The following is an 11,188-nucleotide window of genomic DNA, read 5'->3' as shown; positions in this document are numbered from 1 at the left end:
GTAGAGCCCCGCGCCCCAACGCTCACCGCCGGAAAACCCCCACCCCGGGCGGGTCGCCCCCCCCGCCCGGCCGGCGCGCCCGCCCCCCCCGCCCCCCCCGCCCGCGCTCAGCGGGGCAGCGCCTGCTGCAGTTCCGCCCGCAGCGCCGGAGTGAGCATCTCACCGGCCTGCTTCGCCAGCCGGGCCATCTCGTAGCCGACCACGCCGATGTCCGCCTCCGCCGCGGCCAGGGTGGCCAGGATCGAGCCGTCCCGGATCTGCATGACCAGGAAGTAGCCGCGGCCCATCTCGACCACGGTCTGCTTGACGACGTCCCCGTCGAACATCTGCGCCGCGCCCGCGGTGATGCTCATCAGCCCCGCGGTCACCGCCGCCAACTTGTCCGCGTGATCCCGCGGCAGGTGGGCGGAGATCGCCACCAGCAGGCCGTCGGAGGAGACCACCACGGCGTGCGCCACCCCCGGGACCCGCTCCGCGAACGCGTTCACCAACCAGCTGAGATCGCGGGCCTCCTGGCTCAACGTCGTCACTGTCGTCGTCCCCCTTCGCTGCGCGGCAGGTACATCTCTCTGGTTTCCTCGGCCTCGGCCCGGCGCACCCCGCCGTAGAAGCGGGACAGCATGCCGCCGACCGCGTCCGGATCCGGATCCTCACGGGCCGCCGGCCCGGCCGGGCGGGCGGTGTCGGTCACCGCGGCGAGCTGGGCCATCGGTACGCGTACCGGCAGTCCCCGCTCGTTGGTTCCCGCCGTGACCGGCGTCGCGGCCGGCGCCGGCGTCACACCGAGCACCGACGACGACGGGCCCTGCCGGGAGAACCACCCGCCACCGGCCGGCACCCCCGGGGGCAGGTTCCCCGCCCGGCTCCGCGCCGGACGCTGCCCCGGCACGCCCGACCCGCCCACGACGCCGGAGTGCACGGCGGGACGGCCCACCGGCGGCTGCACGGCGGGCACCGCCGGGACGCCCCCGAGCGGGAGCCCGGTCAACGGCGACACCGGCAGCTCCGCCGCGGCCGCCGCCGGCCGTCCCACCACCGGCAGCTCCGTGGTCGCCGCGCCCAGCGGGCCGGCGCCGGGCGCGAGGCGCGACGCCGCGGCGACCTGCGTGGTGAGCATCCGCGGCGAGGCGAGCTGGTCCAGCCCGACGGGCGCGGCGGCCAGCAACTCCGGCGGGATCCGGACCTGGGCCACCAGACCTTCGTGGCCCGCGTGCAACCGCACCTGCGCGCCGTGCCGGGCGCCGAGGTGGCTGACCACGAACAGACCCATCCGCTCGGAGGCCGCCACGTCCGCCGCGGGCGGCTCGGCGAGCACCGCGTTCGCCTCCGCCAGCGCGGCCGGGCTCATCCCGAGCCCCTGGTCGACGATCTCCACCACCGCCCCGGCGCCCTCGGCCCGCACGCTCACCCGCACCACGGTGTCCGGCCGGGAGAACGCGGTGGCGTTCTCCAGCAGCTCGGCGAAGAGGTGCACCAGGTCAGCGACGGCGTGCCCGACCACGTGCAGGTCCCCCCGGGACTCGTGGCGCACCCGCTGGTACTGCTCGATCTCGGCGCTCGCCGCGAGCAGCACCGCGCCCAGGCCCACCGGCCGGTTCCACCGCCGGCTGGACTCCGTGCCGGCCAGCACCAGCAGGCTCTCATCGTTGCGGCGCATCCGGGCGGCCAGGTGGTCGAGCTTGAACAGGTTCTCCAGCTGCTCCGGGTCGCTCTCCTCACGCTCCAGCTCGTCGAGCAGTTCCAGTTGCCGCTCGACCAGCACCTGGCTGCGGCGGGCCAGGTTGACGAACATGGCGTTGACGTTGCGCCGCATCAGCGCCTGCTCGACCGCGACGTCAACAGCGCTGCGGTGCACCGCCACGAACGCCTCGGCCAGCTCGCCCAGCTCGTCCTGCGAGGTGACGACCGCCGGGGCCACGTCGATGGCGCCGATCGGGCGGTTCACCGCGCGCAGCCGGTCCAGGGTCAGCGGCAGCTCCACCTGGGCGATCCGCAGCGCCTGGCCGCGCAGCAGCCGCATCGACCGGGCGACCGAACGGCCGACCAGCAGCGAGATCAGCACGGCGACCAGGAGCACCGCCACGATCCCGCCGACCACCAGCAGGGTGTCGCGCAGCTGCCGGGCGCTGGCGTCCTCGGCCCGGCGTACGGCGTCGTCGAGGACCTCGCGCTCCAGCTGGCGCAGCAGTTCCTGCCGCTGCTCGCTGGCCGCCCACCACTGCGTGGCCGGCAGCAGCTCCGGCTCCGCGGTGCCGGTGGGCAGCGTCTTCTCCTCGAGCTGGGTGGCCGACACGAACGCCGGATCCAGCGACGTCTCGTCGTAACGGCGGATCTGCCCGGTGGTCGCCGCGACCCGGAACGCGCCCAGCGCGGTCAGCTGCTGCGCCCGCAGGTCGGTCAGGGTGACCTGGTCGTCAGGCTCGTACCGGCCGGCTCGGGCGGCGGTGTAGAGCTCGGCCCGGATCCGGGACGACAGCTCCTTGACCCGGGACAGCTGCACGTAGCGCAGCACGGCGTCGGTGAGCGCCCGCTGGTCGTCCCCGGGCGACGGCTCGGCCAGCAGGTCCAGCAGGGTGGCGATCGCCCGGTGGTAGTTGCTCAGGATGGTGTCGCTGCTGAGCACCGCCGGCGGGATCGCGGCGCGGATGTAGACGACCTGGTCGTACGCCTCCAGCACCTCGGCGTACGCCACCCGCCAGGCGGCACCCGCGCCGGCGAGGGGCTCGGCGGCGTCACGCAGCTCGGACATCGCCTGGTCGGACGCGGCCTGCAACGGCGCGAGCGCGGCGATCGCCGCGTCCCGTTCGGGCCCGCCGCCGGCGCGTCGCAGCGCGGCAAGTTCCCCGGCGGCGCGGTCGCGCTCCTGCTGGAGCCGGTCCACCGCGGTGGTGATCTGCCGGCCGATGCCCACCTGCGCGGCGAAGTCGCTCAGCGCGGTGGTCTGCCCCACCAGCCCCCGGGTCTGCACGCCGGCCAGCACCAGGAAGGCGAGCGACGGGATGACCAGCACGGTGGCGAGCTTGGTGCGGATCCGCCAGTCCCGCAACCGCAACAGCGACCGTCGCCGGGCCCGCCGGCCCCCGGCCGGGCTGCGGGGCGCCCGGGTGGCCACGCCGGCCGGGTCGGGACCTGCGCCCACACTTGCCTCCTCGGTCCCGCCTCCACTGCGTCGATGACGGGCAGCGCGCTCCATCCAACCAGGCCGGCGGGCGGTGTCAACGGGTTGTCCGGTCCCGCGACCAGGAAGGTCAGCGAGGCGGGCCGATCGGTAGGGTGTTCGTCATGCCCGGCTCGTCCGTCCGGTCGATGCCGCTCAGGTGCGCCGCCTCGGCGATCCGTCCCGTCGCGACCAGCGCGGCACCGGTCGCGCCGACCTCCGGGTTGCGCTGGTAGCGCACCGGCCGCGGGGCCAGCGCCTCGGCGAACGCGCCGCGCCACCAGGCGGAGGCGGCCATCGCCCCGCCGCCGAGCACCACCTCGATCGGGCCGTCCACCCCGGACTCCAGCAGCGCGAGGTCGTCGGCGACCAGCTGGCACAGGCCGGTCATCAGCCCGGCCAGCAGGTCCACGGCGCTGCTGCCGAAGCTCAGCCCGCGCAGCTCACCCGAGCCGGCGGGCGCGTTCCCCGGTGGCCGGTCCCCACCAAAGCGGGGATTGGCGCGTACCCGCAGGCGGGCCGCGGCCCGGGCGAGCGCGGTCTCCAGCTCGGGCCCCTCGGGCAGCCGCAGCGTCCGGGTGGCCCAGGCGTACAGGTTCCCGCCGCTGGAGTACGCCGCCCCGGTCACCACGTGCTCGTGGTCCACCCGGTAGCGCCAGATCTCTTCGGGCAGCGGCGGCAGCTCCGCCCCGGCGGGGAGCGCCTGGACCAGGCGGACCGCGGCGGAGGTGCCGACCGTCACCGCCGCCCGGGTCGGGTCCACGCAGCCGGAGCCGACATTGGAGGCGGCCCCGTCGCCGACCGGGGCGCTCCACCGGGCATCGGCCAGGTGCGGCCAGCGGCGGGCGTGCTCCGGGCGCAGCCGGCCGTGCCAGCCGCGCGGGGCCAACGGCGGCAGCTCCTCCGGGCGTACGTCGGCCAGCTCGCACGCCTCCACGTCCCAGTCCAGCCGGCGCAGGTCCAGCAGCCCCGTGCCGGAGGCCATCGACACCGACATCGGCGCCTCGTCCAGCAGCTCGCCCAGCACGTACTCCACCAGCCCGACGAACCGGCCGATCGGGGCGCCGGCCCGCTCCCGCAGCCACGGCAGCCGCACCGACCAGTAGCAGCGGTGCCACCAGGCGCCGGTACGCCGGTGGAACGCGTCCGGGTCGACCGGGCCCCGCGCCCCGGGCAGCGGCTCCGGCCGGGTGTCCATCCAGGTCAGCACCGGCCCCAGGGGCGCGCCGTCGGCGCCCAGCGGCAGCACCGAGTGCCACTGCGCGGAGGCCGCGACCAGCTCGACGTCGCGCAGGTGCCCGCCGGCGGCCAGCTCGTCCAGGCACTCCACCAGGCAGGCCAGGTAGGCCGGGCCGTCCAGCGTGCCGGTGCCGTCCTCGCCGGTGCTCAGGTGGACCTTCCGGCGGGCCAGCGCGCCGGGACGCGGGGTGGCGTCGGCGTCCAGCACCAGCCCGCGTACCGACGACGTGCCCAGGTCGAGAGCGAGGATGTTCATCGTGCGCCAACCTACCCGCCGGGCCACGCGCTGAAGCCATGATCCGGGGGCGGGCGCGGCGATCGGGTTCCCCGCCGCCGCGCCGACGCGTACAGTGATCGGCATGCTCGCGCACCTGACCTGCTGGTGGCCCGCCGACCCGGCGGCCCATCCCCGCGCGTAGCTTCCCGACGCGGCCGCCCGACGAGGCGGCCGCCGGTCTCTCCCCGGCGCACCGGGCCGCCTCACCGGCGGCCACCGGCCCACCGAGGAGACCCATGACCCGCCCGACCGATCTGCTGGCCGCCGTCGCCGCCGGCGTCGACCCCGGCCCGTTCGCGCTCGTCCGCCGCGCCGGCGCCGACCACCTGGAGCTGTTCACCGGCACGGTACGCACCGCCGAGCGGCTGGCCGACCTGCCGCTGCCCGACGGCGGCGCCGGGCCGCGCACCCTGGCCCTGGTGCCGTACCGGCAGCTCGCCGAACGCGGGTTCGCCTGCGTGGACGACGGCACCCCGCTGGAGTTCCTGGCGATCGCCGAGCACCGGCGGATCGGCCTCGACGAGGTGGTGGCCGCGCTGCCCGACGTGCCGGTGGTGACCCGGGACGCGGCCTTCGACATCGCCGACGCCGAGTACGCGGCCACGGTCGGCCGGGTGCTCGCGCAGGAGATCGGCCACGGGGCCGGCGCGAACTTCGTCATCCACCGCACCCTGCGCGCCACCGTGCAGGGGCCACCCCTGGTCGCGGCGCTGGCCGCGCTGCGCCGGCTGCTGCTGCGCGAGCGCGGCGCGTACTGGACGTTCGTCGTGCACACCGGCCGCCGCATCCTGGTCGGGGCCAGCCCGGAACGGCACGTCAGCGTCGACGACGGCCTGGTGATGATGAACCCGATCAGCGGCACCTTCCGGCACACCGGCGCGGCGGCCGACCCGGACGCCCTGCTGCGCTTCCTCCACGACCCGAAGGAGGTCGAGGAGCTGTACATGGTGCTGGACGAGGAGCTGAAGATGATGGCCACCGTCGCCGAGGACGGCGGCCAGGTGGTCGGGCCGTACCTGAAGGAGATGGCCCACCTGGCGCACACCGAGTACCTGCTGGCCGGGCGGAGCACCCGGGACGTGCGCGAGGTGCTGCGCGAGACGATGTTCGCCCCCACCGTCACCGGCAGCCCGATGGAGAACGCCTGCCGGGTGATCGCCCGGCACGAGCGCACCGGCCGCCGCTACTACGCCGGAGTGCTCGCCCTGCTCGGCCGGGACACCGACGGGCGGCAGACCCTCGACGCGCCGATCCTGATCCGCACCGCCGAGCTGTCCACCACCGGCGAGCTGCGGGTACCGGTCGGGGCGACCCTGGTCCGCCACTCCACCGCCGAGGGTGAGGTGGCCGAGACGCACGCCAAGGCCGCCGGAGTGCTGGCCGCGTTCGGCCTCGCCCCCGAAGCCCCGCAGCCCGCCGGCGACGCCGCGCCGCGGCTGGCCGACGACCCGCGGGTACGCGCCGCGCTGGCGGCCCGCAACACCCCGCTGGCCCGGTTCTGGCTGGACCAACGCACCCCGGGCACGACCGCCCTGCCGGGCCTGGCCGGCCGCCGGGCCCTGATCGTCGACGGCGAGGACACCTTCACCGGAATGCTCGCGCACCAGCTACGCGCCCTCGGCCTGACCGTGACCCGCCGCGACTGGCACCGCGCCGGCCCCGTCGACGCGTACGACCTGGTGGTCGTCGGCCCCGGCCCGGGTGACCCGAACGACCTCACCGAGCCGAAGATGGCCACGCTGCGCGCTCTGCTGGCGCAGCTGCTCGCCGCGGGCCGCCCCACCCTGGCGGTCTGCCTCGGCCACCAACTGCTGGCCGGGCTGCTGGGGCTGACACTGCACCGGCGGGACGCGCCGTACCAGGGGCTGCCGCGGGACGTGCCGCTGTTCGGCGAGAACCGCCGGGTCGGCTTCTACTCCAGCTTCACCGCCCGCGCGGCGGTGGACCGGCTGCCCACCCCGCACGGGCCGGTGCAGCTGTCCCGGGACCCGGCGGACGGGGCGGTGCACGCGCTGCGCGGGGCCGGCTTCGCGGGAGTGCAGTTCCACCCGGAGTCGGTGCTCAGCCGCGACGGCCTGGTCGTGCTGGCCGACCTGCTCGGGCACCTGCTGGCCCGGCCGGCGTTGAGCGGGCATGGATCGGCCGAACGGGGGTAGGGCAGAGTCGACCGGTGGTCCGCGCGGGTTTCGAGAGCCCCCGCCCGGCCACCGGTCGCCAACCCGGTCAGCCGGCGAGGCCCCGCTTGAGGGCCGCGCCCATCTGCACCGCCCGCTTGGCCGTCAGCGCGGTCGCGGCCAGGGCCACGTGGTCCGGCGGGATCTCCCCGTTGTTGCTGGTGTGCGAGGCGCCGTAAGGGTTGCCCGCGACGAACTGGCTGGGGTCGGTGTAGCCGGGGGTCACCACGATGCCGCCCCAGTGGTAGAAGACGGTGTACAGCGACAGCAGCGTCGCCTCCTGCCCGCCGTGCGCGGTGGCGGTCGAGGTGAAGCCGCTGTAGACCTTGTTGGCCAGCGCGCCCCGGGACCACAGCGGGCCGGTGGTGTCGATGAACTGCTTGAGCTGCGCGGCGATCATGCCGTAGCGGGTGGGTGCGCCCATCAGCACGACGTCGGCCCAGGCCAGGTCGTCCGGCTCGGCCTCCATCACGTCCTGGGTCTCCAGCCGGTGGGCCTGCCAGCCGGAGTTGGAGCGGATCGCCTCGTCCGGCGCCAGCTCACGCACCTTGCGCAGGCGTACCTCGGCCCCTGCCTCCCCGGCGGCCTCGGTCGCCGACTGCGCCATCTGGTAGGTGATGCCGGTCGCGCTGTAGTAGATCACCGCGACCTTGATCTGGCCATCCATGAGACGATTCCTCCTCGATTTCGGGTCAGCTCGGGCGACTACCCGTTAGTTGCGGCGTCAAACGGCGGGGCGGGCGCGGCGGGCGCCGACCCGTTCACCAGGATCGATCACTTGCCGCGGCTCAAGATTTGCGCAAGTTCCGCGCCCGACCGGCACCCGGAATCCCGGCACCGGGGATCCTGATCGCACCGGTGCCGGCCGCCGCTTCGCACCGGGAACCTGAACGGGGGATCGCGCTCCGCCGGCAGTGTGGCTGGCGTAGCGCGATCAGGGGCGGGCGAGGCCCGGTCAGTGGTTGACCTTGTCCCGCAGGTGGCTGACCCGCTTCTCCAGCCGGTTCACCGCGCCCTCGTTGTTCACGAAGGTGGTGATCCCGGCGGCCAGGGCCAGGCCGAGCAGGACGGCCAACGCGCTCAGCACCAGGCCACCGATCGCCACACCACGCCCGGTGACCCCGGGCCGCCGGCTCATCCGTAGGCCGGCGATCCCCAGGATGACCCCGATGATCCCGAGCACCAGCCCGACCGGGGCCAGGATCGCGATCAGCACGCTGAGCAGTCCGGCGACCCCGAACACCAGACTGAAGGCGGCCGCCGCGCTGGTCTTGGCCCCGGTGGCCATCGGTCGGGCGGCGGCGCCCCGGCCCCGGGCCGGTTCGCTGGCTGCGGTCATCTCCCACACCTCGCATTCCGCGCCATGTTCGCGACCGACGCATCCCCGCTGAGGGACACGTCATTCCTCCGACCGGGCCGACTTCCGGCACCACTGCTCCTGCTTCTCCTATTCGTCCCGAATTCGGAGAATGCCGCCCGGCCGGTCGGGAAACCGGGACGTGACCCACGAGAGGGAGGACGAACCATGCGACTGACCGAACAGCAGATCCGGTCGCTGTACGGGCAGGACGTCCAGGACCGCTCCGGTGCCAAGATCGGCGCCGTGGGCCAGGTGTGGGCCGATCCCGCGGGAGAGCCGACCTGGGTCAGCGTCAGGATCGGGGTGATGGGTCACCACGAGTCGCTGGCTCCGCTGCAGGCGGCCCGGTTGCAGGGCGACGGCAAGCTCCAGGTGCCGTACGACAAGGCCACGGTGCGCGGCGCGCCCAGCGTCGAGACGGGCGCCAACGAGCCGCTCGGCGCCGACCAGCTCGCCCAGCTCTACCAGCACTACCAGTTGCAGGGCCAGGGTGCCGTCCGGCAGCCGGAACCGCCGCCGCAGCGGATGGCGGGCGCACCGGAGGTCATCCGTTCCGAGGAGCGGCTGCGCGTCGGCACGCAGAGCGAGCCGGCCGGCACCGCCCGGCTGCGCAAGCACGTGGTGACCGAGAACGTGCACACGACCGTGCCGGTCGAGCACGACGAGGTGACCGTGGTTCACGAGCCGATCAGCGAGGCGGACCGCGACGCGGCCCGGGCGGAGATCCGCGACGAGCAGCGTGAGATGGAGCTGCGCGCCGAGCGCCCGGTGGCCGCCAAGGAGCAGGTCCCGGTGGAGCGGGTCCGGCTGGCCAAGGACGAGGTGGTCGAGGAACAGCCGGTCAACGCCCAGGTGCGCCGGGAACTGGTCGACGCCGACGTGCCCGACCGGGCACGGCGCAACGGCTGACCGAGGAGATCCCGGGTGGGTGGGCAGCTGCCCACCCACCCGGTCGCGTCCGAAAAAGGTCCCAGCCGCCGCCTATGCTGGCCGTCCCCGATCGATGGGAGGTGGCCGTGCCCGTACGGCTCACCGGCGCCGAGGCGCTGGCGCTGCGCATGACCAGCCTGCTGCTGCGCCCGCACCCGGTGGCCCGCCCCGAGGGCGTGGCCGACGTGGTGGAGTGGTTCGGCGCCATGCAGGCCCAGGACGTGGCCAGCGGCGAATGGTCCCTCGGCGTACGCCTGCCGGGCCGCAGCCACGCCGACGTGCGGGCGGCGCTGGAGCGGCGTGAGGCGCTGCGCACCTGGCCGATGCGCGGCACGGTCCACCTGGTGCCCGCCCGCGACGCGCACTGGATGCTGGCCGTGACCGGGGTGCGCACCCTCGCCGGCGCCGCCGCCCGCCGGGCACAGCTCGGCCTCACCGAGACCGACGCCGACCGGGCCGCCGACGTGCTCGGTGGCGCGCTGGCCGGCGGCGGCCGGCTGACCCGCGCCGAGTGCCTGGCCACGCTGAACTCCGCCGGCCTCGACACCAGCGGCCAGCGGGGCTACCACCTGCTGTGGTACGCGAGCCAGCGGGCCGTCACCTGCATCGCCCCGCAGGTCGGCAAGGAGCAGACGTTCGCCCTGCTCGACGAGTGGGCGCCCGACCCGCGCCGGCCCGACCGCGACGAGGCGCTCGGCCTGCTCGCGCTGCGCTACGTGCGCAGCCACGGCCCGGTCACCGCGCACGACCTGGCGCGGTGGACCGGGCTGACCGTCACCGACGCCCGGCGCGGCATCGCGGTGGCCGGTGACGCCCTCGCCCCGGTGGAGGTGGACGGCACCCCGGCCGTGGTCGACGCCGCGCTGCTCGACGCGCCGCGGGAGCCGGTCGACGACCTGCACACGCTGCCCGGCTTCGACGAATACCTGCTCGGCTTCAAGGACCGCACGCTGATGCTCGACCCGGCGCACGCCGCCGCCGTGGTCCCCGGCAACAACGGGGTGTTCCAGTCCACCGTGGTATGCGGCGGCCGGGTCGTCGGCACCTGGAAGCGGACGCTCGGGAAATCCGCCGTCACGGTGACCGTGCAGCCGCTGGTGCCGTTCGACGCCCCGCTGCGGTCCAAGGTCGAGTCGGCGCTGGCCGGCTACGCGGCCTACCTCGGCCTGCCGCTGCGCCACTCCTGGTGACCGGTGCCGCCCACGGTGCCGGCCGACCGGTGCCGGGCCAGGTCGGCCGGGGTGTCGAGGTCGGCGGGCGAACCGGCGCCGTCGCACGGCACCCGGGTCACCAGGTCGGCCCGGTCCCGCAACAGGTCGCGGGCGCCCCGGTCCCCCGTCGCGTACGGGGCCAGCAGCGGCCACGTGGCGCGGTCGAGCAGCACGGGATGCCCGATCCGCCCGGCGTAGGTGGCCACCGCGACCGACGCGCCCGCCGCGTGGGCGGCGCACACCCGGCGCACCGCCACCGGATCCAGCGCGGGCTGGTCGACGAGCACCACCACCGCGGCACCGACGTGCCCGGGCAGCGACGCCAGGCCCTGGCGCAGCGAGCCGCCCAGCCCCTCCCGCCAGCGCCGGTTGACCACCGGCACCGCCCCGGGCAGCTCCGGCAGCGCGTCCGCGCCAGCGCCGACGACCACGTGCACCAGCGGGCAGCCCCCGGCCCGCAGCAGGCGTATGCCGCGCTGGACCAGGGGCTCCCCGTCCACCTCGATCAGCGCCTTGGGCCGGCCGAGCCGGCGCCCGGCCCCGGCCGCGAGCAGCAGCCCGGCCACGGTCACCCGAGCGCCACCGCCGGCCGGCGGTCGCGGTCGGCGGCGTGGATCGGGCCGGTCAGCCCGTGCAGCGCCCGGCCGGTGCCGCCGTTGCGTCCGGCCACCACCTCGGCGGCGATCGCCAGCGCGGTCTCCGTCGCGGTACGCCCACCCAGGTCCAGCCCGGCCGGCGCCCGCAGGCGGGCGAACTGGACCGGGGACACGCCGTCGGCCCGCAGCCGGGCCAGCCGGGCCGCGGGGGCGGCCAGGCTGCCCAGCACACCGCAGTAGCCGG

The 11,188-nt window shown here is 75.7% G+C and carries 10 protein-coding genes; 3 read left to right on the top strand and 7 right to left on the bottom strand.

Annotated elements, in window-relative coordinates:
• Window positions 1-107: 107 nt before the first annotated feature.
• From ACWEVO_RS16990 to ACWEVO_RS16980, 3 genes are all read right to left on the bottom strand, one after another.
• Window positions 108-530: a roadblock/LC7 domain-containing protein gene (locus ACWEVO_RS16990; RefSeq protein WP_452308476.1), complete on the bottom strand. Its 423-nt coding sequence runs from the start codon at window positions 528-530 to the stop codon at window positions 108-110.
• On the bottom strand, window positions 527-3,139 hold the full coding sequence (locus ACWEVO_RS16985; RefSeq protein ID WP_452308475.1) for a nitrate- and nitrite sensing domain-containing protein: 2,613 nt from the start codon (window positions 3,137-3,139) through the stop codon (window positions 527-529). The genes ACWEVO_RS16990 and ACWEVO_RS16985 overlap by 4 nt, the downstream gene beginning before the upstream one ends.
• Before the next feature lie 109 nt (window positions 3,140-3,248).
• Window positions 3,249-4,652 (bottom strand): FGGY family carbohydrate kinase, encoded by a 1,404-nt coding sequence (locus tag ACWEVO_RS16980; RefSeq protein ID WP_452308474.1) that lies wholly within the window; start codon window positions 4,650-4,652, stop codon window positions 3,249-3,251.
• Window positions 4,653-4,909: 257 nt separating this feature from the next.
• Here ACWEVO_RS16980 and ACWEVO_RS16975 point away from each other — a divergent pair, with 257 nt between their 5' ends.
• Window positions 4,910-6,829: a chorismate-binding protein gene (locus ACWEVO_RS16975; RefSeq protein WP_452308473.1), complete on the top strand. Its 1,920-nt coding sequence runs from the start codon at window positions 4,910-4,912 to the stop codon at window positions 6,827-6,829.
• Window positions 6,830-6,896: 67 nt separating this feature from the next.
• Here the strand turns inward: ACWEVO_RS16975 and wrbA are convergent, their stop codons facing one another.
• Window positions 6,897-7,514: an NAD(P)H:quinone oxidoreductase gene (gene wrbA / locus ACWEVO_RS16970; protein WP_452308472.1), complete on the bottom strand. Its 618-nt coding sequence runs from the start codon at window positions 7,512-7,514 to the stop codon at window positions 6,897-6,899.
• Window positions 7,515-7,802: 288 nt separating this feature from the next.
• Entirely contained in the window at window positions 7,803-8,186 is a 384-nt protein-coding gene (locus ACWEVO_RS16965; protein ID WP_452308471.1) for a hypothetical protein, read from the bottom strand.
• 186 nt (window positions 8,187-8,372) lie between these two features.
• On the opposite strand from ACWEVO_RS16965, the gene ACWEVO_RS16960 reads away from it, so the two are divergent.
• Both ACWEVO_RS16960 and ACWEVO_RS16955 read left to right on the top strand, forming a co-directional pair.
• A complete protein-coding gene (locus ACWEVO_RS16960; protein ID WP_452308470.1) occupies window positions 8,373-9,116 on the top strand; it encodes a PRC and DUF2382 domain-containing protein in 744 nt (247 codons plus the stop codon).
• 107 nt (window positions 9,117-9,223) lie between these two features.
• Entirely contained in the window at window positions 9,224-10,327 is a 1,104-nt protein-coding gene (locus tag ACWEVO_RS16955) for a winged helix DNA-binding domain-containing protein (RefSeq protein WP_452308469.1), read from the top strand.
• On the opposite strand, the gene ACWEVO_RS16950 is transcribed toward ACWEVO_RS16955, so the two are convergent.
• Together ACWEVO_RS16950 and ACWEVO_RS16945 are read right to left on the bottom strand one after the other, a co-directional pair.
• Window positions 10,294-10,920 (bottom strand): nucleotidyltransferase family protein, encoded by a 627-nt coding sequence (locus ACWEVO_RS16950; protein WP_452308468.1) that lies wholly within the window; start codon window positions 10,918-10,920, stop codon window positions 10,294-10,296. The two genes, ACWEVO_RS16955 and ACWEVO_RS16950, sit on opposite strands and share 34 nt — an antisense overlap.
• Window positions 10,917-11,188: XdhC family protein (locus tag ACWEVO_RS16945; protein WP_452308467.1), on the bottom strand; the 272-nt coding region annotated here is incomplete at its 5' end. The genes ACWEVO_RS16945 and ACWEVO_RS16950, both read right to left, overlap by 4 nt.

This window comes from Micromonospora sp. NPDC003776 (genome assembly GCF_053605645.1).
The sequence above is the reverse complement of the archived record's forward strand: the minus strand, read 5'-3'. Positions and strand labels throughout refer to the sequence as shown.

Coding starts and splice junctions, on each gene's coding strand:
- ACWEVO_RS16980 (WP_452308474.1), bottom strand. CDS start 4,652: ATGAACATCCTCGCTCTCGACCTGGGCACGTCGTCGGTACGCGGGCTG.
- ACWEVO_RS16975 (WP_452308473.1), top strand. CDS start 4,910: ATGACCCGCCCGACCGATCTGCTGGCCGCCGTCGCCGCCGGCGTCGAC.
- wrbA (WP_452308472.1), bottom strand. CDS start 7,514: ATGGATGGCCAGATCAAGGTCGCGGTGATCTACTACAGCGCGACCGGC.
- ACWEVO_RS16965 (WP_452308471.1), bottom strand. CDS start 8,186: ATGACCGCAGCCAGCGAACCGGCCCGGGGCCGGGGCGCCGCCGCCCGA.
- ACWEVO_RS16960 (WP_452308470.1), top strand. CDS start 8,373: ATGCGACTGACCGAACAGCAGATCCGGTCGCTGTACGGGCAGGACGTC.